Source organism: Pseudogemmobacter bohemicus, from assembly GCF_003290025.1.
Lineage (GTDB): Bacteria > Pseudomonadota > Alphaproteobacteria > Rhodobacterales > Rhodobacteraceae > Pseudogemmobacter > Pseudogemmobacter bohemicus.
Genome location: NZ_QNHG01000004.1, coordinates 345,843 through 368,635, shown reverse-complemented (window position 1 = coordinate 368,635; position 22,793 = coordinate 345,843). Strand labels below are relative to the sequence as shown.

General features: G+C 63.3%; 18 protein-coding genes. 4 read left to right on the top strand and 14 right to left on the bottom strand.

The window, feature by feature from the left end:
• Positions 1-60: 60 nt before the first annotated feature.
• The 5 genes from DRF71_RS20810 to DRF71_RS20790 all read right to left on the bottom strand — a co-directional run bounded on the left by DRF71_RS20810 (position 61) and on the right by DRF71_RS20790 (position 7,107).
• Positions 61-2,724, bottom strand: a complete 2,664-nt coding sequence (locus DRF71_RS20810) for a phosphoenolpyruvate carboxylase (RefSeq protein WP_112312724.1) — start codon at positions 2,722-2,724, stop codon at positions 61-63.
• Positions 2,724-3,698 (bottom strand): 2-hydroxyacid dehydrogenase, encoded by a 975-nt coding sequence (locus DRF71_RS20805; RefSeq protein ID WP_112312451.1) that lies wholly within the window; start codon positions 3,696-3,698, stop codon positions 2,724-2,726. The genes DRF71_RS20810 and DRF71_RS20805 overlap by 1 nt, the downstream gene beginning before the upstream one ends.
• Before the next feature lie 37 nt (positions 3,699-3,735).
• Positions 3,736-4,623 carry a succinate--CoA ligase subunit alpha gene (gene sucD, locus DRF71_RS20800; protein ID WP_112312450.1) on the bottom strand — a complete coding sequence of 296 codons (888 nt, stop codon included), beginning with the start codon at positions 4,621-4,623 and terminating at the stop codon, positions 3,736-3,738.
• Positions 4,620-5,819, bottom strand: a complete 1,200-nt coding sequence (locus tag DRF71_RS20795; RefSeq protein WP_112312449.1) for a malate--CoA ligase subunit beta — start codon at positions 5,817-5,819, stop codon at positions 4,620-4,622. Before DRF71_RS20795 ends, sucD begins: the two co-directional genes overlap by 4 nt.
• A 94-nt stretch (positions 5,820-5,913) precedes the next feature.
• Positions 5,914-7,107 carry an aminotransferase class V-fold PLP-dependent enzyme gene (locus DRF71_RS20790; protein WP_112312448.1) on the bottom strand — a complete coding sequence of 398 codons (1,194 nt, stop codon included), beginning with the start codon at positions 7,105-7,107 and terminating at the stop codon, positions 5,914-5,916.
• A gap of 220 nt (positions 7,108-7,327) precedes the next feature.
• Between DRF71_RS20790 and DRF71_RS20785 the strand changes: the two genes are divergently transcribed.
• The 3 genes from DRF71_RS20785 (at position 7,328) to DRF71_RS20775 (ending at position 10,352) form a co-directional block, all read left to right on the top strand.
• The gene (locus DRF71_RS20785) at positions 7,328-8,002 is read left to right on the top strand and encodes a response regulator transcription factor (protein ID WP_112312447.1); all 675 of its coding nucleotides are present in this window, start codon (positions 7,328-7,330) and stop codon (positions 8,000-8,002) included.
• A 73-nt stretch (positions 8,003-8,075) separates the two neighbouring features.
• Positions 8,076-9,050, top strand: coding sequence for an HpcH/HpaI aldolase/citrate lyase family protein (locus DRF71_RS20780; RefSeq protein ID WP_112312446.1), 975 nt, complete (start codon positions 8,076-8,078; stop codon positions 9,048-9,050).
• 3 nt (positions 9,051-9,053) lie between these two features.
• The gene (locus DRF71_RS20775; RefSeq protein WP_232831617.1) at positions 9,054-10,352 is read left to right on the top strand and encodes a glycerate kinase type-2 family protein; all 1,299 of its coding nucleotides are present in this window, start codon (positions 9,054-9,056) and stop codon (positions 10,350-10,352) included.
• Between the two features lie 6 nt (positions 10,353-10,358).
• Here the strand turns inward: DRF71_RS20775 and DRF71_RS20770 are convergent, their stop codons facing one another.
• The 6 genes from DRF71_RS20770 to DRF71_RS20745 form a co-directional block, all read right to left on the bottom strand.
• On the bottom strand, positions 10,359-10,763 hold the full coding sequence (locus DRF71_RS20770; protein ID WP_112312445.1) for a group II truncated hemoglobin: 405 nt from the start codon (positions 10,761-10,763) through the stop codon (positions 10,359-10,361).
• Between the two features lie 10 nt (positions 10,764-10,773).
• Positions 10,774-13,143 carry a DUF1989 domain-containing protein gene (locus DRF71_RS20765; protein WP_112312722.1) on the bottom strand — a complete coding sequence of 790 codons (2,370 nt, stop codon included), beginning with the start codon at positions 13,141-13,143 and terminating at the stop codon, positions 10,774-10,776.
• Positions 13,144-13,283: 140 nt separating this feature from the next.
• Positions 13,284-14,174 carry a bifunctional 5,10-methylenetetrahydrofolate dehydrogenase/5,10-methenyltetrahydrofolate cyclohydrolase gene (locus DRF71_RS20760; protein WP_112312444.1) on the bottom strand — a complete coding sequence of 297 codons (891 nt, stop codon included), beginning with the start codon at positions 14,172-14,174 and terminating at the stop codon, positions 13,284-13,286.
• On the bottom strand, positions 14,171-15,061 hold the full coding sequence (gene folD / locus DRF71_RS20755; protein ID WP_112312443.1) for a bifunctional methylenetetrahydrofolate dehydrogenase/methenyltetrahydrofolate cyclohydrolase FolD: 891 nt from the start codon (positions 15,059-15,061) through the stop codon (positions 14,171-14,173). Before folD ends, DRF71_RS20760 begins: the two co-directional genes overlap by 4 nt.
• 51 nt (positions 15,062-15,112) lie before the next feature.
• Positions 15,113-15,430, bottom strand: coding sequence for a chorismate mutase (locus tag DRF71_RS20750; RefSeq protein ID WP_112312442.1), 318 nt, complete (start codon positions 15,428-15,430; stop codon positions 15,113-15,115).
• 205 nt (positions 15,431-15,635) lie between these two features.
• Positions 15,636-17,312, bottom strand: a complete 1,677-nt coding sequence (locus tag DRF71_RS20745) for a formate--tetrahydrofolate ligase (RefSeq protein ID WP_112312441.1) — start codon at positions 17,310-17,312, stop codon at positions 15,636-15,638.
• A 550-nt stretch (positions 17,313-17,862) separates the two neighbouring features.
• Here DRF71_RS20745 and DRF71_RS20740 point away from each other — a divergent pair.
• Positions 17,863-18,813, top strand: coding sequence for a 1-phosphofructokinase family hexose kinase (locus DRF71_RS20740; RefSeq protein WP_112312440.1), 951 nt, complete (start codon positions 17,863-17,865; stop codon positions 18,811-18,813).
• A gap of 94 nt (positions 18,814-18,907) precedes the next feature.
• Here the strand turns inward: DRF71_RS20740 and DRF71_RS20735 are convergent, their stop codons facing one another.
• The 3 genes from DRF71_RS20735 to DRF71_RS20725 form a co-directional block, all read right to left on the bottom strand.
• Positions 18,908-19,630: an FkbM family methyltransferase gene (locus tag DRF71_RS20735; RefSeq protein WP_232831616.1), complete on the bottom strand. Its 723-nt coding sequence runs from the start codon at positions 19,628-19,630 to the stop codon at positions 18,908-18,910.
• Complete coding sequence (locus DRF71_RS20730) at positions 19,630-20,445, bottom strand: hypothetical protein (RefSeq protein ID WP_112312439.1); 816 nt, start codon at positions 20,443-20,445, stop codon at positions 19,630-19,632. The genes DRF71_RS20735 and DRF71_RS20730 overlap by 1 nt, the downstream gene beginning before the upstream one ends.
• A 162-nt stretch (positions 20,446-20,607) precedes the next feature.
• Positions 20,608-22,710: a glycosyltransferase family 2 protein gene (locus tag DRF71_RS20725; RefSeq protein ID WP_232831615.1), complete on the bottom strand. Its 2,103-nt coding sequence runs from the start codon at positions 22,708-22,710 to the stop codon at positions 20,608-20,610.
• Positions 22,711-22,793: the final 83 nt, after the last annotated feature.

The following is a 22,793-nucleotide window of genomic DNA, read 5'->3' as shown; positions in this document are numbered from 1 at the left end:
CTCTTTCTGGTCCTGGAACAACGCCCTGGATCAGCGCCAGGGCCTGGGTCAATGACGGGTTCAGCCGGTCCAGCCAAGACCGGCGGCGATGCAATTCATGCTTTGCAGCAGTGGCACCGAAACCGATTGCCGGTCGCTTTGCCGCGCATGACGCAAAAGCCCGATTTGCAAGCGGTTGAGCTGGTCCAGCGCGACTCTGTTGCGCTCGAACCCCTCGCGGAAATTCGGGAATCGCATCGCAAGGCGCTCCTGCCCGGTCAGCCTGAGGATCGCGGCACAGCTGCGGCTATATTCCTCGCGGATCGCCCCGAACAGGGTTTCCGCCAGCGCGCGGTCACCGACCAGCCCGGCATAGCCGGCTGCGACCTCCATATCGGCCTGGGCGAGGCTTTTTTCCACCTCATCAACCACCATGCGAAACAAGGGGTTGGTGTCGAACATCCGGGCCAGCAGCGCCTCGCCCGCCTCGCCACGAACCATGAGGAAAGACGCAATCGCCGCGCCGAACCCGTACCAGCCGGTCAGCATATGCCGGTTCTGCGACCAGGCGAAAACCCAGGGGATCGCCCGCAGATCGGCGAGCGTCTTCGCCCCATGCCGCCGCGCCGGCCGCGAGCCGAGTTTCAGCGCCGACAATTCCCCCACCGGGCTTGCCTCTTCGAAATAGCGCACGAAGCCGGGGCTTTCGACCAGCCGAGACCAGACCGCCTGCGACATGCCGGACAGCGCGACCAACGCCTCATCCTGTTCCGGCTTGCCCGCCTCCCCCTGACGACCGGAGCCGGCGGTATGGGTCAGGACGGCGGCCGTCAGCAACTCCATATTGTAGAGGGCGGTGCCGCGATTGGCATATTTAGCCGAGACAACCTCGCCCTGTTCGGTAAGCTTCAGCGCGCCGCCGATGGTGCCGGCGGGTTGCGCTGCGATGGCGCGCTCGGTCGGCGCGCCGCCCCGACTGGCCGATCCGCCGCGCCCGTGGAAGAAGGCGGGCCGGAAACCATGGGCGGCCAGTGTCGCGGTGATGCGTCGCTGGGCGCGGTGCAGCTCCCAGGTGGAGCACAGGAACCCACCGTCTTTGCCGGAATCGGAATAGCCCAGCATGACCTCGACCGCGCCGCGTCTCTCGCGCAGGCCAGAGCGGAAGGCGCTGTTTTCCAACAGGGTTTCCAGAATTTCCGGTCCGGCGCGCAGATCGGCGATCGTCTCGAACAGCGGCACCACCGACAGGGCCGGCGCGCCGGGGCAGGGGCCGGCCGTATAACGTGTCAGCAGATGGACGGCCAGAATATCCTCGGCCGAGCGCGCCATCGAGACGATGAAAGGGCCGAAAGCCTCGGGGTCATGGCTGCTTTCCCGCGTCAGACGCAAAAGCGCCAGCAGGTCCTGCGCGACAGGGCCAAGACCGGCGGCATCAACCCGAGGCAGTTCCGGATCGGCGAGGGCGCGGCGGATCTCGACGGCAGCGGCTGGCGTGCCTGTCCGCGCAGAGACGCCCAGAGCGGTCCAGATCTCATCCAGCACCGCGTTGATAATAGTGGAGTTTTGTCGCAGATCCAGTGAGGTCGTGCGAAAACCGAAAACCTCGGCGCGCCAACGGACAGGCCTGATCCAGGCCCTGGCAAGATCACCGGCGCCGATGGCCAGCAGACCGGCTTCCACAATGCTCAGATCGGCGATCAGCTCATGCGGGCCGCGATAGCCGTCGCGGCTGTCCCGGCAGTCAATCAGCCGGGCGAGGATCGCGCTCAGCGCCTGGCGGAAAATCTCATTCGGATTGCGCTGGCTATGGGGCGTGGCGCAGCCATTTTGCGCGATGATGGCGCTCAGCGCGGCCATATTCGCCTCGGGAACCGGTACGATGCGGCAGGAAATGCTCAGCCTCTGGGCCGCGCGCTCGACGCCGTCGATATGGCAGGTCAGCGCCGCCAGCCGCCCCGCGCCAAGCGCCGCGCGCGTCACTTCGGCGGTCACATTCGGGTTGCCGTCGCGATCGCCGCCGATCCAGGTGTTGAAGCGCAGACAGGGACGTTCGGTCGCTGCGGCAGAGGGCGCGAATTGCGCGCGCGCGTCGAGGAAGCGTTCATAAAGCTGCGGCACCGCATCGAACAGGCTGTTGCGGAAGAACTGCATGCCCCAGTTGATCTCATCGGTGAGGCTGGGGCGTTCCAGCCGCAATTCGCCGGTCAGCCATAACAGCTCGATTTCACAGCGGATTTCGACATGCAGCGCCTCGCGTTCGCGCGGTGTCCAGCGTTGGGTTTCCAGCTCGACCAGGCGGCGATAGATGCGGCGGTGGATTTCCAGGATGGTGACCCGTTTCGCCTCGGTCGGGTGCGCCGTCATTGTCGGCACCACCGCGAGCTTCGCAATCGCGGCATCGGTCGCCGCCGCATCCAGCCCCTGCTGCGCCAGCCCGGCAAAGGCCGCCGCGAAAGAGCCGGGCACATTTTCCGGCCCCTGGCGCGCCTCGATCCGGCGACGCTGGCGCATCCCGTCATTCTCTTCCGCGATGCGCGACAGCTGAAAGCGGATATTCAGTGCCTGAAGATAGGGGATCGCGCGGTCATCGGCGGGGATCGGATCGGTGGCGCCGGCACGCATCCAGGCCGCAACCTCAGGTGCCCGCTGGCTTACCACTTCGGCGAGCAGCTCATGCAAAAGCCGCCGCAGCGCATCTGCGTCACTGTCATCGGGCAAAGCGAGATCAGGCAGCGCCCGGTTCATCATGCCACCCTGTCGCGGGGCGCGCGACCCTCGAAATAATCGACCAGGTTTTCAAAGACGCGGAACCCCATCGCCTCGCGGGTCTCGCGGGTGGCAGAGCCCAGATGCGGCAGCATCACAAGGTTGTCGCTGTTCAGAAGATCGGCGGGGATCTGCGGCTCGCGCTCAAATACGTCAAGCCCGGCGCCGCCAATGGTGCCATACCAGAGCGCGCGGGAAAGCGCATGTTCATCAACCACTTCGCCGCGCGCGGTGTTGATCAGGAAAGCCCCCGGGCGCATCATGTCAAGGCGCCGGGCATTGATCAGATGCCGGTTCGCGGCACCGCCGGGGCAGTGGAGCGAGACGAAATCGCAGGCGGGCAGCAGATCTTCGATGCTTGCCACCTGCACCGCATTGTAGCGCGCCAGCACCTCGGGCGCGATTTGGGAGCGGTTCTGGACGAGGATCTTCATCCCAAACCCATGATGTGCCCGTTGCGCCATGGCCTGGCCGATCCGGCCGAAGCCGATGATCCCCAGTGTCGCGCCCGAGACCCGCGTGCCGATCATATGGGTCGGGCGCCAGCCGGTCCATTTGCCGTCGCGGACCTCGCGTTCACCTTCGCCGGCACGCCGCGCCACCATCAGCATCAGCGTCATCGCAATATCGGCGGTGCATTCCGACAAAACATCGGGCGTATTCGTCACCACGATGCCCCGGTCTTTCGCCGACCCGGTATCAATATGCGAAAATCCAACCCCATAATTTGCAAGGATTTTCACCCGCGCCGAGCCCTCGCAAAAGGCCTCGGCGGGAAGTTTGTCGGTCACCGTCGGCAAGACCGCATCATAGCTGCGAAAGGCGTCCCGGAACTCGGCGAACCCCAGAGGCTGGTCGCCCCGGTTCAGATCGGTGTCGAAAATCTCCGACATTTTCGCCTCGACCGCGGCGGGCCAGCGGCGGGTGACAAGAACCTTTGGTTTTGCAGCCATGATGCGTTTCCCCCCGAATTGGTTTCAGACTTGCGGTTCAGGCGGCGTTCAGCACGCGGGCGATGGTTTCCCCGATGACCGAGGGGTTTTCGGCCACGGTGACGCCCGCGGCCGACAGGATCTCGACCTTCTCGCTGGCGCTTTCGCCAAAGGCAGAGATGATCGCGCCGGCATGGCCCATGGTGCGGCCCTTGGGCGCGGTGAGGCCGGCGATATAGGCGACCACCGGTTTCGTCATGTTCTCCTGGATCCAGGCGGCGGCTTCGGCCTCTTGCGGTCCGCCGATTTCGCCGATCAGGCAGACGATATGGGTGTCCGGATCCTTCTCGAATTGCTCGAGAATATCGCGGAAGCTTGACCCGTTGATCGGGTCGCCACCTATGCCCACCGAGGTGGAAACCCCGATGCCGCGATCTTTGAGCTGCTGCGCGGCCTCATAGCCCAGCGTGCCCGAGCGACCCACGATGCCGACATGGCCGGGCAGGTAGATATGGCCCGGCATGATGCCCACCAGCGATTTCCCGGGCGAGATGGTGCCGGCACAATTCGGCCCGGTCAGCACCATGCGCCGTTCTTTCGGGTAGCGCATCATGTAGCGTTTGACGCGGATCATGTCCTGGGCCGGGATGCCGTCGGTGATGCAAACGCAATAGCGGATACCGCCATCTGCGGCCTCCATGATGCTGTCGGCGGCGAAGGGCGGGGGGACAAAAACGAGGCTCGCCTCGGCACCGGTGGCCTCTACCGCCTGCTTGACAGTATCGAACACCGGTACGCCATGAACGGTCTCGCCAGCCTTGCCGGGAACGACGCCACCAACCAGGTTGGTGCCATAATCCAACATTTCCTTCGCGTGGAACTGCGCCATGCGGCCGGTGATGCCCTGGATGATGACGGGGGTATTTCTGTCGAGAAAGATGCTCATTTCACGATCCTCATCCGGGTGTTCTGGGTCTGGTCATTCTTCCATGCCGCGACGGCGCGCTCGGCCGCCTCCATCAGCGAGGTGGCGCGGATGATAGGCAGGCCGCTTTTCGCGAGGATCTTCAGCCCCTCTTCGACATTGGTTCCGGCAAGGCGCACCACCACTGGCACGTCAACCGGATTGGCCTGAAGCGCCTGGACCACACCTTCCGCAACCCAGTCGCAGCGGTTGATACCGGCAAAGATGTTCACAAGGATCGCCTGGACATTCTCATCCGAGTTCACGAGGCGGAACGCTTTCGCCACCCGCTCGGGCGTCGCACCGCCACCGATATCAAGGAAGTTCGCGGGCTCGCCACCGGCGAGTTTGATCGTGTCCATCGTGGCCATCGCCAGCCCGGCGCCGTTCACGATGCAGCCGATATTGCCCGAAAGCCCAATGTAGGAAAGCCCCCGGTCGGCGGCGCGGCTTTCGCGCGGGTCTTCCTGGCTCTTGTCGCGCAACTCGGCGATGGCCGGGTGGCGGAACAGGGCATTGGTATCAAAGGTCATTTTCGCGTCGAGCGCCAGGATGCGGCGGTCGGCGGTGATCACCAGCGGGTTGATCTCGACCATGGTGGCGTCCAGCTCGGTGAAGGCGCGGTAGCAGCCTTGCAGCGTGCGGACCATCTGCTGGATCATGTCGGTCGGGATGTTCAGCGCGAAGGCGATCTCGCGGGCCTGGAATTCCTGCAGCCCCACCGCAGGTTCCACCGTCGAGCGCACGATACTTTCGGGGCGGGTGGCCGAGATTTCCTCGATCTCCATGCCGCCCTCTGACGAGGCGACGATCATCACCCGTTGCGACGAGCGGTCGAGCACAAAGCCGAGATAGATCTCGCGCTCAAACGGCACCGCCGCCTCGACATAGATGCGGTAGATGCCTTTGCCTTCCTCGCCGGTCTGATGGGTGACGAGGCGGCGGCCGAACATGTCATTGGTGGCGTCCTGGATCTCATGTTCCGAGGAGCAGATCTTGACGCCGCCGGCCTTGCCACGTCCGCCGGCATGGACCTGGGCCTTCACGATCCAGCGCGAGCCCCCCATTTCCCGCGCGCGGTAAGCAGCCTGTTCCGGGCTATAGGCAAGCGCCCCATCCGGAATCGCTACACCGAAACGATGAAGAATCTCTTTCGCCTGATATTCATGGATATCCATGCGCGGCCCTCCCTGACCGGTTATGGTTGTGATTTGTCCCGCTTTTTTGCGGTATCTGCCTGGCTGCGAGCTATGCCGCAGCCAGGGGAACGGCTTATTCCGCTGCCAGCGCCATGCCGCGCGAATTGGATTTGCGCCAGAATTCTTCCGCCGCCGCGACGCCGGAACCCGCCTCCACCGGGATCCCCACATCGCGCATCGACATCTCGGCGCCGCCAAGCGCCATCATCAGCATCAGCTCGTTCAGATCGCCGAGATGGCCGATGCGAAAGACCTTGCCCGCCACCACCGACAGCCCGGCGCCCAGCGACAGACCATAGCGCTCATAGGCGCGGGTGATCACTTTGCGGGCGTCATGCCCCTCGGGCACCACGATGGCGCTGACGGTGTCGGAATGCCATTTCGGCTCTTTCGCGCAGAGCGTCATATTCCAGGCCGAGACCGCGCGGCGCACGCCTTCGGCAAGGAATTTATGCCGCGCCCAGATATTCTCGATCCCTTCGGCCCCGATCCGGTCCAGCGAGGCGCGCAGGCCCCGAAGCATGTTCATCGGCGGCGTATAGGGGAAGTAGCCGGTCGCGTTGGTTGTCGTCATGTCTTTGAAATCAAAGTAGCACCGGCGCAGCCCGTTGGTTTTCGAGGCCTTGAGCGCCTTCTGGCTGACGCCGATGATCGCGAGACCGGCCGGCATCATAAAGCCCTTTTGCGAGCCCGCCACCGCCAGGTCGACGCCCCAGTCATCCATGCGGAATTCCAGCGAGCCGATCGACGAGATGCCGTCAACGTAAAGCAAAGCCGGGTGATCGCATTGATCCATCACTTTTCGAACACCGGCAATGTCCGAGGTCACCCCGGTCGCGGTCTCGTTATGGGTCGCCAACACCGCCTTGATCTCGCGCTTTTTATCCGCCGAGAGCCGTTCGGCCAGCTTGTCCAGCGGCACGCCGGTGCCCCATTCGCAGTCGATGGTTTCGACATCGAGACCAAGCCGGGTGCAGAGGTCAACCCAGAGCACCGAGAACTGTCCGAAACGCGGCGCCAGCACCTTGTCGCCGGGGGAAAGCGTGTTGGTGATCGAGGCCTCCCAGCCACCGGTGCCGGTTGCGGGGAAGACAAAGACCTGGCCGGTCTCGGTCAGGAAAACCTTCTTCAGATCCTCGAACAGCGGCAGCACCAAAGCCGGCACATCGGGCGAGCGGTGATCCTCCATCGGCACGTCGATGGCCTTGCGAATCGCCTCGGGAACATTGGTGGGGCCGGGGACGAAAAGGCCGCGGATACCTTGCATAGCAGTCCTCCCATGGGTCGGCGTCGGGTTATTTCCTTCACGCCATGAATAGTCGTTGACCTCAGGGAATACTTGTTATGAAAGTTTCACAACGGAATTACATCCTGCTTTTGGGCTTCTGTTTGGGTAGAGAAAAACCTGCCCGAAAGTCTGGATATACGGTTGTATACCGAAAATACCCCCGCCCAAACGGGTGGGTTTCATAACGGAAGGGTTGTAAATGCAATCGCTTAGCCCGGTATCAAAACAGATCTCGCTCGCGCTGGCCGACAGCAATCCGCTGGTCCTGGGCGCGATGTCCGAGATCTTTGACCGAGACAGCCGATTCTCTCTGGTTGCCACCACCTCCAGCGCCGAGGGGTTTCTGGGCGCGGTGATGCGGGTGCCGGTGGAACTGGGCATCATCGACTGGCGAATCCCCGCGCTTGGCGGCCAGAAACTGATCGAGGTGCTGCGTGATCAGCCCAATGCGCCCCGGCTGATCGTCTATGGCGATGACCAGAATGGCGAGCTGCCCCGGAAGTCGATGATCGCCGGCGCCGCCGGTTTCGTCGCGCGCTCCACCTCGGTGGAAAAACTGGTCGATACCTGCCTGGCGGTGGCATCGGGCCAGATGGTTTTCCCCTTTCTCGACGTGCGCGAGTTGCAGACCGACCCGATCCATCAGCTGACAAGGCGCGAGAAATCGCTGCTGGAGGCGCTGGCGCGCGGGCTGACCAACCGCGATCTGGCCGGCGATTTCGGCATCTCGGCCAATACGGTGAAGTTTCACTTATCGAACCTTTACGAGAAGCTCGGCGTCCATAGCCGGGCCCAGGCGATTGCCTGGTTTTACTCGCATCAGCAGGCTGGCGATGCGGGGGTGGCGCGACTCGCATTCACGGCTCAGAAATAATATTTCTTGACAGGAAAGTAATTTTATTTCTCGCATTGGGCCAGCACAGACATCAGCGGAGGAGGAACCCCAGATGAGCTTTCACCCGATCGAACAGGCACCGGCACGGCTGAACCGCAGCGAGCTGGCCGTCCCGGGCAGTCAGCCGCAACTCTTTGAAAAGGCGGCGCAATCCAGTGCGGATGTCGTCTTCCTGGATCTGGAGGACGCGGTGGCGCCCGATGACAAGGCCCAGGCCCGCAAGAACATCATCAAGGCCCTGAACGAGATGGACTGGGGCAAGAAAACCCTGTCGGTGCGAATCAACGGGCTCGACACCCATTACATGTATCGCGACGTGGTCGATGTGGTCGAACAGGCGGGAGAGCGGCTCGATCTGATTATGATCCCCAAGGTCGGCACTGCGGCGGATGTCTATGCCGTCGATATGCTGGTGACGCAGATCGAAGACGCGAAGGGGTACAAAAAGCGCATCGGTTTCGAGCATATCATCGAGACCGCTCTGGGCATGCAGAATGTGACCGAGATCGCCGGCGCGTCCAAACGCAATGAGAGCCTGCATTTCGGGGTGGCGGATTACGCGGCCTCGACCCGGGCGCGCACCACGATCATCGGCGGCGTGAACCCGGATTATTCGGTGCTGACCGATCCGCTGGAGGACGGCACCCGCGCGGTCCATTGGGGCGATATGTGGCATTACGCGCTGGCGCGGATGGTGGTTGCGGCGCGCGCGAACGGGCTTCGGCCGGTCGATGGGCCGTTTGGCGATTTCTCGGATCCGGACGGCTACCGCGCGGCGGCGAAACGGGCGGCGGTGCTGGGCTGTGAGGGCAAATGGGCGATCCATCCAAGCCAGGTCGATCTCGCCAATGAGGTGATGAGCCCGTCGGAGGCCGAGGTCACCCGCGCGAAACGCATTCTTGAAGCGATGGCGAAAGCCGCGTCGGAAGGCAAGGGCGCCGTCTCGCTCGACGGGCGGCTGATTGACTATGCCTCGATCCGTCAGGCAGAAGTTCTGGTGGAGAAAGCCAAACAAATCGCAGGGTAAGCCATGACCATGGGGGAGGGCGCAGCCAGGACCGACGTTTCGGCGCTGCGCAAAGAGGCGCAGGCGTATTTCGCGCTTGCGGTGAAGGCGGCCGATCCGGGGCTGGCGCTTTTCTATGCGCTGGAGGCGGCGCCCTTTCCCGACACGCCCGGCTTTGCTGATGGGGGGGGACGCCAGATCGTCATCGCCGTCGGCAAGGCTGCGGTGCCGATGGTGGCCGAGGCGATGCGGCATCTGCGCCCGGATGCCGACATCATTCTGGTGACGAATTACGAGAATGCGGCGGCGCTGCCCGAGGGGTTTGACCGCGTGCGGGTCTTTGCCTCGGGCCATCCGGTGCCCGATGAGAACGGCTTGCGCGCCGGTGAGGCGGTGATCGCCGCCTTGCGTGGAGCAGGGGCGGGCGACCGGGTGATCGCGCTGATTTCCGGCGGGGGCTCGGCCCTGTTGCCGGCGCCGGTCGAGGGCGTCAGCCTGGCCGACAAGGCAGAGGTCAACCGGCTTTTGCTCTCGGGCGGGCTGGAGATCACCCAGATGAACCTGATTCGCCAGAATCTGTCGCAGCTGAAAGGCGGCGGCATGTTGCGGCTGGCGGCCCCGGCGCCGGTTTCGGCCTGGATCCTCTCGGATGTGATCGGTGATGACCTGCGGACGATTGCCAGCGGGCCAACGGTGGCGCCGCTGGGAGGGCGGGCCGAGGCGCGGGCGATCCTTGCGGGCGCCGGCCTTTGGGAGCGGCTGCCGGCTTCGGTACAGACACATCTGAGCGCGCCGGACGATAGCGGCGCCCCCCCGACCGCAGCGCTGAATATGCTGATCGGCTCCAACCGCAAGAGCGTCGAGGCCGTTCGTGACGCGGCAGGGGCCACCGCCCTGCTGGCCGATGTCGCGCTTGAGGGCGATGTGGGGGCTGCGGCGAAAATCATCCTGAGCGCGGCCGAAAAGGCGCCGGCCGGCAGCTGCCTGATCTGGGGCGGTGAGACTACCGTGACCCTGCGCGGCGATGGCAAAGGTGGTCGAAATCAAGAGCTTGCGCTGAGAGTCGCATTGATGGGCGAACGGCTGGCGGGGCGCGACTGGGTGTTTCTTTCGGGGGGCACCGATGGGCGCGACGGGCCGACCGAGGCGGCGGGGGGCCTTGTCGATGGCGGATCGGCGGCGCGGATGCGGGCCAGGGGCGACCCGGAGGCGCTGCTTGCGAATAACGATTCCAACAAGGCGCTGGCGGCATCAGACGATCTTCTGATTACCGGGGCAAGCGGCACCAATGTCGCCGATGTGCAGATCCTGCTGATCGGCTGAGATGGCTCAGGCCGGAATGCCCGAGGCCGGCAGGTCATTGACCAGCACATGCGCGACGCGGGTGAATGTGGCGCGCATCCGCTCCACATGCGGGCCGGTCAATCCGCAATCGGCGATCGCCTGATCCATCAGCGCCAGCCAGTCCCCGGCATCAACTTCCCGGATCGGGATATGGGTATGCATCAGTCGCACATCCATATTCCCATGTTTTTCAAGATAATAGCGGCGGCCACCCAGAAATCCCGAGAGGAAGTTGAACTGCTCTTCCCGCACATGGCTCAGCCCATGGCCGCGAAAATGCAGATGCAGGATCTGTCGCCCGCGCGGCTCGGACTCGACCAGGTCATAGAACCGGTTGACGAGGCGCCGAAGCACCTCCTCGCCGCCGATCTGGTCGAGAATGCTGCTCACAACACGCGTCTCACGACTGCGGCCGGGTTTTCTTCGGGTCGTAATGCGACAGCGTCACGATTTTCGCGGGAAGGCGTTTTTGCTGGCCATCAAGCTTGCCGACCTCGACCTCGGTGCCGGGTTCGGAATGCGAGATATCCACCCGGGCCAGCGCGATGTTCTTCTTCAGCAGCGGCGAGCGCATCGACGAGGTCACCACCCCGATCTGCGCGCGCCCGATATGGATGCAATCGCCATGCCCGACCGAGACATTCGCGTCGATGTCGAGACCCACGAATTTATGCATCGGGTTCTCTTTGCGCCGGATCAGCGCGTCGCGGCCGATGAAGTCATCGGTCTTGCCCTTCAGCGGTACAGTAAAGCCGATTCCGGCCTCGAACGGGTCGGTCTGATCGGTGAAATCGTAATTCGCGAAGATCAGCCCGGCCTCGATCCGCAGCATATCCAGTGCCAGCAGCCCCATCGGGCGAAGGCCGTGCTCCGGGCCTTTTTCCCAAATCGCATCAAAGACTTCGCCTGCATGTTTCGGGTGGCACCAGACCTCATAGCCGAGTTCCCCGGTATAGCCGGTGCGCGATACCACGACCGGGATCCCCTGGTGATCGCCGATCCGGCCGACGGTGAAACGGAACCAGGCGAGTTCGCCGATTTCAGGCTGATGCGGCGGGGTCCAGATCACTTTTTTCAGGAGATCCCGGCTCTCCGGCCCCTGCACGGCAAGATTGTGCAACTGGTCGGTCGAATCGCGGATCAGCACTTTCAGGCCGAGTTTCTCGGCCTGTTCACGCAGCCAGGTGCCGGAATATTCGTCGCCACAAACCCAGCGGAAATTATTGTCGCCAAGTTTAAAGATCGTGCCATCGTCGATCATGCCGCCATGCGGGTAGCACATCGCGGAATAGACGATCTGGCCCGTGGTCAGCTTTTTCACGTCGCGCGTCAGCGTATATTGCATCAGCGCCTCGGAATCCGGGCCGGTGATCTCGTATTTCCGGAGCGCGGAAAGGTCCATCACCACCGATTTCTGCCGCGCGGCAAGATATTCCTCGGTCGGGCCGGCCTCGGCGAAGGAATTCACCAGCCAGAACCCTTTATATTCGACAAAGTTACGGGTGAGTTTCGACAGGCGGTCGTGGAACCCGGTTTCCCTGGTCATTTTCGGCTCCGAATCTGGGGTCGCGCGGAAGGCAACGGCGCGGCTGAATTTCTGGGTCGCCGCATAGGTGCGGACGTGAATGTCGGTTGGATTCCAGCCATTGGCGGCTGAGGTGTCATCGGGGCAGGCCGAATTCACGCAGACAATGTCTGTCATGGCGCGCAAAAGGACATAATCGCCCGGGCGTGACCAGGGCTCATCGGCATACATGACGCCATGATCATCAACGCCGGTGTTGAAGAAGAAGTTCGCGGCCATCCAGCCGCCGCGCGCTGCGACGCCATGGGGGGCGAGCGCTGCGTTGAAGTTCTCGGTGCAGTTCACATGGCCCGGATAGCCGATATCATCGTAATATTTGGCATAGCAGGCGGCAGAGAACGCGTCATGGCGGCCGCAAGTGTCCTGGATCACCTCGACCAGCGGGGTGAAATCCTGGTCGTAATATTTCGCATGCAGGCCCGGCATCGGATAGGCATGGCCCATGACCGAGCGGGTAGTGGTGACGTCCAGCGCATGCTCAATCCCGCGATCCAGCTTGCGGGCGTCGAAACACTGGAAATCCGTGCATTGACGGCCGTTTACGTCGAGGATCTGGATATATTCACCGGCCTTGACCACATAGGCTTCGGCGGTGGCGGAATGCACGCGGACCTCTTGCAGCGGATCTGCCAGCGGGTCCGGCAGCTCGGATTTCAGCGAGAAATTCACTTCCGCACGTTTGACGAAAACGGTCAGCGGCGTGGCGGTGTCCTGGCCGTCCGGGTCCATATCTCCACCCGGCGCGGCGACGACCAGAAAGCCGTCGCGGCTGGCGGTGAAATCCACCGCAGTGCGGGCTGGCGTGTCAGCGGCAAAGAAACGGCTGGCTTTTGCACCGGCCAGATCAAGGCCCAGACGCTCCAGCCCCTGGCGCATGCGGGCAAGGCTCGGCTCGCCCGAGGCCAGCAGGGCTTTCAGCCCGGCGGCGTCGCTGTCGGCGCCAAGCCCCAGAAGGCCTGGGTCGATCCGCCCATCCGGGCCGGCGGCAAGCACCTCGCAGGGCTGGCCACCCTCATCATTGACCACTGTGATGCGGTCGCCGGTGCCGATACGGATCATCATCGCGCCGGCACCCGGCACCGAATAGCGCTCGGTGCCTTTGGGCAGCATCAGCCCGGCGGGCCGGATGATCTGGCTGGGTCTGGGCGGGCCCGGGATCACCTCGGGATAAGCCTGGTCGAGCATCGCATCCTCCATCACGCTTTGGGCGTATGCAGAAAATAATTTTACGCTGAGGAATATTCTAGACCCGGGCCAGCGCAAGTCAACGGAAACTGCAGCCTGGTTTACGCGTTAAGCGGCGAGGCCCGGGCGGGGCCGGCAGGTCAGCTTTGCAGCCATCCCGCCGCAATCTGGCGTTGATGCGCCGTGACCGCGTTGCGCATCAGTATAGCCACCGTGACCGGGCCAACGCCGCCCGGGACCGGAGTGATCCAACCCGCAACCTCCTTGACGCGGTCAGTATCGACATCGCCGACGATCCTGACCGAGCCATCCGGATCGGTGACCTGGTTGATGCCGATATCAATCACCGCAGCCCCCGGCTTGATCATATCCGGCCCGATCAGATGCGCGCGGCCGACCGCCACCACCACCGCATCGGCGCGTCTGGAATGCATCGCCAGATTGCGCGTCATATGGTGGCAGACGGTGACCGTCGCGCCCTCGGCCATCAGAAGAAACGCCGCCGGTTTGCCAACGATTTCGGAATGGCCGATCATCACGACCTCAAGGCCCTTCATCTCCAGGCCGGTCTCACGCAAAAGCTCCACCGCCGCCGCCGCCGTACAGGGCGCCATAGCGACGTCGTTATAGACGATATTGCCGATGGAGGCGGGGTTCATCCCCTCGACATCCTTCAGCGGGTGGATGGCGGATTGCAGCGAGCGGACATTGATATGCGCCGGCACCGGGCGCTGGAGGATGATCCCCAGCACGTCGTCGCGGCCATTCATCTCGACGATCAGCCGCTTGGCCTCATCCTGGGTGATGTCAGACGGCCAGAGCTGCTGGTCGAAAGGGATCCCTGCTGCCGCAGCACCCCGCGCCTGGTTCCGGACATAGACCGCAACCTCTGGCGAGGGGCCGATCGAGACCGAAACCAGCCGCCCGACCGGGCGGGTGGCGCTGGCCTCCTGCACTTTCGCGCGAACCTCGGCAAGGATGCGGCTCTGAACGGATTTGCCGTCGATGAAACGATGGTCGCTTACAGTCACGCGGTCAGGCCTTCGGGCTCGGGGAGGTTGTTGGCGCGGCAGGCTGCCGTCAGCGTATTGGCCAGAAGGCAGGCAATGGTCATCGGGCCGACGCCGCCCGGAACCGGGGTGATGGCGCCGGCAACAGCGGCCGCGCTCTCGTAATGCACGTCACCGACCAGCTTTGCCTTGCCGTCGCGCTCGATCCGGTTGATGCCGACATCAATCACCGTCGCACCCGGTTTCATCATATCGCCGGTGATCATTTCGGGGCGACCGACAGCTGCGACCAGGATATCCGCGCCACGGCAGACTGCCGCCAGATCTTTGGTGCGGCTATGCGCAATCGTCACCGTGCAGCTGTCGCCCAGCAAGAGTTGTGCCATCGGCTTGCCGACAATATTCGAGCGCCCGACCACAACCGCATTCAGCCCGGCCAGCGTGCCATGGTGATCGCGCAGCATCATCAGACAGCCCAAGGGCGTGCAGGGCACCATCGACTTCTGCCCGGTCCCCAAAAGACCCACATTCGAGATATGGAACCCGTCGACATCTTTCGCAGGTTCGATCCGGTTGATCACCAGCTCGGAATTCAGATGTCCCGGCAGCGGCAGCTGCACGAGGATGCCATGCACCGCAGGATCCGCATTCAGCCTGTCGATCAAAGCCAGCAGATCGGCCTCGGAAGTACCCGCGTCCAGCTTGTATTCAAACGAGTTCATCCCCGAGGCTTTGGTCTGGATGCCCTTGTTCTTCACATAGACCGCCGAGGCCGGGTCCTGGCCCACCAGCACCACAGCAAGGCCGGGGACGAGGCCCTTTTCCGCCTTCAGCCGGGCGACATGCGCTGCCACCTGATCCCGCACCCCTTCGGCAAAAGCCTTGCCGTCGATCACCTTCGCCGCCATCCGCCTGTCCTTCCCTCGTGTGACGCCCGGCCCGGTCTTGCGAGGGCCGCCTTATCCGTTACGGTCTCTGAGGCTGTCCGGCCCCAGGGTGTTTTCCTCGCGCGCGATCGACCAGTCGATCAGCCGCCGCCAGAGCTTCTCTACCAGGTCCGGCGGCAGCCCTTCGGCCTTCGCATGGGCGCGCACATTGGCCACCACTTCCTCGACCCTGGCCGGGATCCGCGCCGGCAGATCGACTCCTGCTTTGATCTGCGCCGCCCGGTCGATGAACCGCGCGCGCTTTGCGAAAAGCCGCACCAGCTCCAGATCCAGCGCGTCAATCCCCGCACGGATCTCCGCCATGGTCGAACAATTCTCCGGCTCACGCATCAAAAGGCCCTCCGCATTCTTTGCCCCCTGACTTATGCCAGCAAGCCCACAGCGAAAAGCCCTCTTCCTCTTGACTTAAATACTCTGCGGGGGGTGCGGGGGGCGCAAAGCCCCCCGGCCGCTTTCCATTTGTCCCCCGGATCAGGATCCGGGGAGACCGGGGGAAACAAAGCCCCCCGGCCCGGTTTTCAAGTTGAGCGACAGCTCAGAACAGACCCTCGACATGGCCCGCCTCGTTCAGGCGGATGGTCTCGGCTGCCGGCACGCGCGGCAGGCCCGGCATGGTCATAATCTCACCGCAGATCGCCACGACGAAGCCGGCACCCGCCGAGAGACGGACTTCGCGCACCGGGATCGTATGCCCGGTCGGTGCGCCCCGCAGGTTCGGATCGGTCGAGAACGAATATTGCGTCTTCGCCATGCAGACCGGCAGATTGCCATAGCCGGCAGCCTCCCAGGCCTTCAGCTGATCGCGCACCGATTTATCCGCGATCACATCGCCCGCGTGATAGATGCGTTTCGCGATGGTCTCGATCTTGGCAAAAAGCCCCATATCGTCGGGATAGAGCGGTGCAAAATTCGACTTGCCGCCTTCGGCCAGCTCGACGACTTTCTTCGCCAGATCCTCAATCCCGGCCGAACCCTGCGCCCAGTGTTTGCACAGGATCGCCTCGGCACCCTGCTCGGCAACATAGGCTTTCACCGCTTCGACTTCGGCATCGGTATCCGAGTAGAAATGGTTGATCGCGACCACGACCGGCACACCGAAGCCTTTGACATTCGCGATGTGGCGACCCAGATTCGGACAGCCCTTCTTCACCGCATCGACATTCTCGGCACCGAGATCGGCCTTGGCGACGCCGCCATTCATCTTCATCGCGCGCACCGTTGCCACGATCACCGCAGCCGCCGGTTTCAGCCCTGCCTTGCGGCATTTGATGTCGAAGAATTTCTCGGCGCCAAGGTCGGCCCCGAAGCCAGCCTCGGTCACGACATATTCACCGAGTTTCAGCGCGGTGCGGGTCGCAATGACCGAGTTGCAGCCATGTGCGATATTCGCAAACGGGCCACCATGGACGAAAGCCGGGTTGTTCTCCAGCGTCTGCACCAGGTTCGGCTGCATCGCGTCTTTCAACAGCACCGTCATCGCGCCATCGGCCTTGATGTCGCGGCAATAGACCGGCTTTTTGTCGCGGGTATAGGCCACGATGATATCGCCCAGACGCTTTTGCAGATCTTCCAGATCGCGCGACAGGCAGAGGATCGCCATAACTTCCGAGGCCACGGTGATGTCGAAGCCGGTCTGACGCGGGAAGCCGTTCGACACGCCGCCAAGCGAGATCACGGTATCGCGCAACGCTCGGTCGTTCATATCCATGACGCGGCGCCATGCGATGCGGCGCTGGTCGATTTCCAGCTCATTGCCCCAATAAACATGGTTGTCGATCATGCAGGACAGCAGGTTATGCGCTGCGGTGATCGCGTGGAAATCGCCGGTGAAATGGAGGTTCATCTCCTCCATCGGCACGACCTGGGCCATGCCACCGCCGGCCGCGCCACCCTTCATGCCGAAATTCGGGCCAAGCGAGGCCTCGCGGATACAGATAACCGCTTTCTTGCCGATGCGGTTCAGGCCGTCGCCGAGGCCGACCGTGGTGGTGGTCTTGCCTTCGCCGGCCGGCGTCGGGTTGATCGCGGTCACCAGAATCAGCTTGCCATCGGGCTTGCCTTCCAGCGAGCGGATGAAATCCTGCCCGACCTTTGCCTTGTCATGGCCGTAAGGCAGCAGATGTTCGGTGGGGATCCCGAGTTTCGAGCCGATCTCCTGGATCGGCTTTTTCTTCGCTTCCCGCGCAATCTCGATATCAGATTTGAACGCCATTGTGGCTCTCTCCCATTGGCCTTTTTCCGCTGGCGCATCCTTGTTTCCTCCGGATGCCACCAGATTCCCTTTCCGCTTTCCGCCCCGGTTCAGCCCTGGTGCCCGCTGGTCGGGCGCCGGCTGCACTCTTCACGCGGGCGGCGGACCCGGCTGAGGAGGTCGGAGCGTCATTATTCTCGATAATAAATAGATATTCCTCACGGTCAACAAGTGACAAGTCCGGAAAACCCGTTTTGGCTGATTTCTCTCCTCTGAACCCGGATGATCTGTGACCATTCCATAGCCTGTTCGCTGTCCGGATCGCCTTTCCCGACAGCCTGCCACGTTTTGTCGGCCCTGGACTGCTCACAGATGTTGCACCTGGCAGAAAACAGGATGTTTAATTGGTCTGTGCGGCTGAAACCGGCAATTCAGTGTAAAATTCCGCAGCCGCCGCCAGCGACCGGGATCTGTGGTCCCGGGCCTGGCGATTCTCTTGCCTTCGGCGCACCGTTAGCGCAAACAATCAGGATGATGCCGCAAGGCCGGACCAGAGCAAGGAAGTCCGCTGATGAGTGACCAGGCCCCGATCCTGACCCTGACCCTCAATCCGGCGCTGGATATGGCGACGGAAGTGCCGAAACTGATTCCGGGGCACAAGCTGCGCTGCGCCGAGCCGATGCTGGATCCGGGCGGTGGCGGGCTGAATGTCAGCCGGGCGATTCTCGCGCTTGGCGGCGACAGCCTGGCGCTGGTGGCGATCGGCGGCCTGACCGGCGACCGGCTCTCCGGTCTGATCCGTGAGGCGGGGGTCACCTTCCTGACGCTGCCCGGCCCGGGCGAGACGCGGCAATCGCTGACCGTGACCGAAGAGGCCGGCGGCCAGCAATACCGTTTCATGCTGCCGGGCCCGCTCTGGGGCGAGGCCGAACAGAGCCGCGTCTTCACGCTCTTGCGTGCCACCTCGCGACCGGGGGGCTATTCGGTGATCTCGGGCAGCCAGCCGCCAGGGGTTCCTGGCGATTTCCCGGCGCAACTGGCGGCGGCGATGCCGGGTTGCCGGGTGGTGCTGGACACGTCAGGCACGCCGCTGGCCGAGGCGGTCAGGACCCCGATCACCGGGCTGGAGGTCTTGCGGATGGATGCCGAAGAGGCCGAAAGCCTGACCGGCCACGCATTGGAAAATCGCGAGGCGACGGCGGATTTCGCGCAGGAACTGGCCCGTCGGGGCGTGGCGCAGAAAGTGGTGATCGCGCGCGGCGCCGAGGGCAATATCCTTGCCACCGCCACCCGCCGCATCTTTGCCAATGTGCCGAAGGTCAAAGTGAAATCGGCGGTCGGGGCAGGGGACAGTTTTGTCGCGGGCCTCGTTCTGTCACTCGCGCGCGGGCAAAGTGATGATGAGGCCCTGGCCCTGGCTGCGGCTGCCGCTGCCGCCGCTGTTTCGACCGATGCCACCCAGCTGTGCCGCCCGGCCGATGTGATGCGGCTGCGGCCCGCAGTCACGGTTGAGGACATCTGACGAGCCCTGCCGCCCGGCGCCTGCTGCGGTCTCGGCTGCGGCAGAGGCAATCAAAGACGGGGAAAAGCCGCACCGGCTTTCAGCGCCTTGCGCGTCAGATCCAGTCAAGATTGACATGGGTGGGCGGATATTGCCCGGCAACCCGCCGGCGCAGGTCACGAAATCTTGGGCGCAGATCAGGGAATTTGCGCTCATGGGTTTCCGCAACCAGACTTTTCACCGATCCGAACAGCCCGTCGCGCTCCATGGTTTCGAGGATATCCAGCTCGGCGCCTTCGATATCGAGTTTGAGAAAGCTGATCTGCCCCTTTTCGCGGAGGAAGGCGGGGAAGTCGATCAGTGGCACTTCGACCGAATTGCCCGCATCAATGCCGCGCCCGCCATCAAGGATGGTGTTCTTCACCGAAGCGCCCACCGGATTGGCATCGAAATTCCCCGCGCGCATCAGCCGGACGGTGCCGGCGCTGATACCCACGGCGGCATTGATCAGTGTGACATTCGCGGCGCTGCCGAATTTCTGTTCCAGCACGGCAAAGCAATCGGGGTCGGGTTCAAAGGCGATGACATCGGCGCCGGTGGCGGCAAGCTGCGTGGTCACCACCCCCATATTGGCGCCGCAATCCACCGCCAGATCGCCCGGCTGCAGCATGGCGCAGATGCCGGTCAGATAGCCCTCGGCCCAGGCCTTGCGCATGTTCCGCTTCTGACGGCGGATCATCATCTCTGCCTTCTGTTCGGCCTGAGATTTCCCGGCCTGAGATTTTGGATCGCCGTCCCCGGCCTCGGACCCGGCCCCGATCTGTTTGCGGGCGGCCATTACTCCTCCAGCGCCTTTGCCGGATCGACGCCGATCTCTTCGCACATGCGGGCGGCATAGGAATTCGGCAGCGGCGGGTTTTTGCGCCACCAGGGCTTGGTGCCATTGGTATAGAGATGCACCGACAGCGTCTTGTCGGTGAAATGCCCCTCGACCCGGCCGTAAGGGTCATAGAACACATCATTCAGCTGGAAGGGCACCGGGTAGAGGACATCCGGCGTCAGGGCTTTCTCGTAATCGCCGGTTTGCTGGGCGAAATAGGTGAAAGCCTGGGGGCCGAAAGCGGTGCGCTCGGCATTGTAGATCCGGACGGCCTGCGGCAGCGAGCGATCCTGTTTCTCGATGCGCTTGCGTTGCTGTTTGTTGAACCAGGCCGGCGCCTCGGGGAGGTTGTCGTAGTAATCCAGCAGCTGATGGATCAGCTCGCCATCCCTGGGAATATAGACGACACCGCAATTCAGCGCGCCGCGAAAACCGTGGCCGGCATAGATATTCTGCATCTCGTCGGGAAAGGGCTTGTGGCAATAGGCGTCGCAGTCGATCCAGACCGCATCGGTTTTCTGGATCATCTTGTAGCGAAAGACGTTCGACAGAAAGCTCTCCGAGGTCTGCGCCACGATGCCCATGTCGATATCCATGATCTCGGTCGCAGGGCGAACCTCAATCCCTTCGGGGACATTCGAGACCTCTTCCGTGCAGTAAAGCGTGGTCGGATGGCCGTGGCGCACATGGCTCAGGAGGCAAAGCTGGTTCAGGTAATGCAGGCGCGGGCCAATCCAGAGAGAGGCGACGGGGCGGCGTGTGGGGGTCGACAAGGGCGGAACCTCAACCTTTATTGTTTCGTTTATGGATACAGTATTGCTGCATCCCCCAAAAGAGACCTGCTCGGATCCCGGCTGAATTTGACCATGAACTGACCCTGGTGCGAGGGTTTTCCTGTGGCGCAATGGTGGCGGGAAGGTGAATTTTCACGCGTATCACGATGCGGCAGCCCCGGCGGAGTTTTTCGCGATCCGGAACAATGTCAGCCCGGCATCAAAGCCTGGGGCAGCGATATAGCCCTCCTCCATCACGGCGGCATACTCGTCCAGCCTGGGGCGGCCGGCGTCCAGAAGGCGGCCGTAAAGATAGATCTGCACCGGGCTTACGCCGGCAAGGATGCGGGCCAGCAGCTCGGGCGTGATGCGCGGATCGGCCAGCAAAAGCACATCGGGCGCGGTCGCGGCGATCAGTCCGGGCAGGGCGCTGTCCTCAAACAGGCTCAGCCTGTCACCCGGGCGCCGGTCATTGCGGGACCAGACCAGATCCAGCATCCGGCGCAGTTCCGGATCGGCCTCGGTCACGCTCAGCTGCAGATCGGGGCGAACCTGGGCCAGATGCGCCGACAAAAAGCCGATCCCGGCGCCGGCCTCGGTCACCCGCGCCTTTTGCGGCAGGATCTGCGGCAGGCGCCGTGCGAGGCCGCGATCAAACTTCCCCTTCGCGATCAGGGCGAGGCCGGGTGCGGTGAACACACCCGGATCCAGCGGCAATTCGACGCCATGGTTCGCCACCCATTCGCCGGCATAGGCGGCATTGGCGCGCGGCTGGCTGACATAGAGGCCCGAGGGCAGCGCCTCCACCGCCTCGCGCGGTTCGGATTTGCGCTTTTCGCGGGCGGCCTCATTGCGGGTCTTTTCGATATCGCTCATCAGGGCGGCGATCTTTTCCGGGTCGCGCGCCTGGGGCGGTTTGGCGACGATCTCATGGATCGGCACCTGGCTGGCCCTGGCCAGATCGGCGACCAGGGCGGTATAGGCCTCGGTGCCGCGGATTTCAGTGAGGCGCTGATCCACCCGCGCCAGCGCCGCCTGATGCAGCCGCGCCAGCACCGGATCTTTCAGCAGTTCCAGAATGATCTCGTCCCGCCGCGCCGTATAGCGCAGCATGGTGTCGTCACGGACCTCATTGCGGTCCTGAAGCGACCAGTAATCCGAATTATACTTATCTTTCTTATTGTTGACATTGCCGCGCAGCTTGCGGATCGCGTAGCTGTCCACGGATTTCACCGCATAATGATTAAGCTGCACCCAGTCATAGCCGACCGTCCGGGTGATCGAGCGCCAGCCGCGAAACTTGAAGTAATCCTCCATCTCGCGGCCCGAGCCGTTCAGCCATTTCACCTGATCGGCAAAACCGGCCTTGATGGCTTTGGTCTTCATCTTGGGGCGGTGGATGCCGAGCTTCCAGTTCTCCGGATCGAATTGGAACAGCGTCTTAACGCCCCAGCCCTTGTTCCAGTCCTGCGGCGCGGCCAACAGATATTGCTCTGACACCGGCGCGGTGGACCAGTCGACGACCCCGCCCGAGCCGAAAATGCGCCAGGTCACCACGATCCCATTGGCGTCCTGGGCTTTGGCGGCGGCGATCAGATCATCCAGCGTGCCGTCGCCGTAACGGATCGACAGGAACTCATCGGCATCAAACACCATCACCCAGTCGGACTGGCCCACGACCGGTTCTTCCTGGGCATAGTTCAGCGCCGAGGGCTGCGGGCGGATGCCTTCGGGGATCACATTGCGGCGGTGATGGGCCAGCCCCAGCTCCTCCAGCCGGATCAGCATGTCATCGGTGCCGTCCGAGCAGTCATTGGTGTAGACGACCAGATCCGAGAAGCCGACCGCCAGGTGATGCGCCACCCATTCGATCACATAGGGGCCCTCATCCTTCATCATCGAAACCGCAGTGACCTGGCCATGCGGACTGGCATGGCGTTGCAGCGAAAAGGGAACGGTGGCAAAAATCTCCGAGGCGCCGCGTGTCACGCCGGGGCGGAGCGGTGGGGCGGATTTGCCCTTCGCCGGCTTGCCCTGGGCGGATTTGCCCTGCGGGGCGTCAGCCTGCCGGGCCTTAACCTGCTGAGCCTTAACCTGCTGAGCCTTGCCCGGTTGCGCCTTACCCTGCTGCTTTCCGGCGCCCGGTTTTGCCTGAGCCGCCCCGCCCGCAGATGCCCCGCCCGCAGATGCCTTGCCCACAGATGCCTTGCCGCCCGCCGCTTTGCTTCCGGCTTTCCCGCTGGCCCCTGTTTTCGCCTCACTCATTATACGTCTCCTGCGCTCTGTCCCTGTCTAGCCTGGCATTCCGGGCAGGGGTAAGGCGGGAAAGCTGAGAAATTTCGACGTTT